Raw genomic sequence first — 1,084 nt, 5'->3', positions numbered from 1 at the left:
TTAAATGAAGATAGTTATCGTATGAAACATCGTTCTACCATATTTGGGCAACAAAGTGTTTCAAAATAACGAGCAAAAACTGTTTCATTTTACTTGACGGTCACAGGGTTATAGCATCGCCCTATTTTATACTGTTACTCACCTTAGTCACATTCATATTAGGACTAATTGGATTACTTTATAAGAATAAGTGGACTGCAAGATTTAGAAGCTGGTTTACTGTATTGATTTCATTTTTGCTTTTAGCTGTTCTTACTTTTCATACACTCATGATGCTTACATTTGGTGGTGTGGGAGACGGAACAAAACATATATTGACTACTCATTCGCCAGATGGTGAATATACGATTGATTTCTTTGTCATTAACCCAGGAGCAATGGGCTCTTTCCGAGTTGAAGGGGAATTAAATGGTCCATTATGGTTTAAGAAATTGATTTATTTTGAAAGAAGAGTTGTAAACGTGGATGTACAATGGCTTGACAACAACACAGTAAAGCTTAACAATCATAAATTAGACTTGAAGAATGACGAAACCTATTTAGGGGACTAAATAGAAAAAGGTATGTTGTTAAAATAAAGTTATGGATATCTAATAAAGATTTATCCTATTTATTAAAAGAAGTTTAAAAAACAAGGAGGGAGAACGTTGGGGGCTGCATTAAATATGAGAATAGATTCAAACTCTGCTTTGAATTTTTTGATTTACATACAAAATATATACCTAAATCATGGTCAGATAGAACACATGAAGTTGAAATTTCCATATTTTTCGAGCAGAGTAGCGTTTAATAGAGAATTTGTAAACAAGTATAAAGAGCTGTGGAATGAGTTTTCACAAAGGGTATCAAAGGATAGTCGAAATGGTGTAGATATATTTTATGAAGAAAAAGAAATACTTTTCCACAGTTTATTTGAAAATAGTCCTGAAAGTTTAAAGCATTTCAATGAAATCTATAAATCATTTGATGTATGGTGGTATTGTTTATTGCAAAATAAAAGTGCAGAGCTTTGCAAAGGAAAAATGCAGAGACCTGCACTTATTTTGTTAGGTACATAAAAAAAGACTTGCCAGCCACCCCAAGT

The 1,084-nt window shown here is 32.4% G+C and carries 2 protein-coding genes; both read left to right on the top strand.

The window, feature by feature from the left end; genetic code table 11:
- Nucleotides 1-224 precede the first annotated feature (224 nt).
- On the top strand, nucleotides 225-551 hold the full coding sequence (locus ABDZ91_RS14125) for a DUF5412 family protein (protein WP_343800035.1): 327 nt from the start codon (nucleotides 225-227) through the stop codon (nucleotides 549-551).
- A 96-nt stretch (nucleotides 552-647) separates the two neighbouring features.
- Nucleotides 648-1,058: a hypothetical protein gene (locus ABDZ91_RS14120; protein ID WP_343800033.1), complete on the top strand. Its 411-nt coding sequence runs from the start codon at nucleotides 648-650 to the stop codon at nucleotides 1,056-1,058.
- Nucleotides 1,059-1,084: the final 26 nt, after the last annotated feature.

This window comes from Bacillus carboniphilus, assembly GCF_039522365.1.
GTDB classification, from domain to species: domain Bacteria; phylum Bacillota; class Bacilli; order Bacillales; family JC228; genus Bacillus_BF; species Bacillus_BF carboniphilus.
This window is presented reverse-complemented; position numbering and strand designations above follow the sequence as displayed.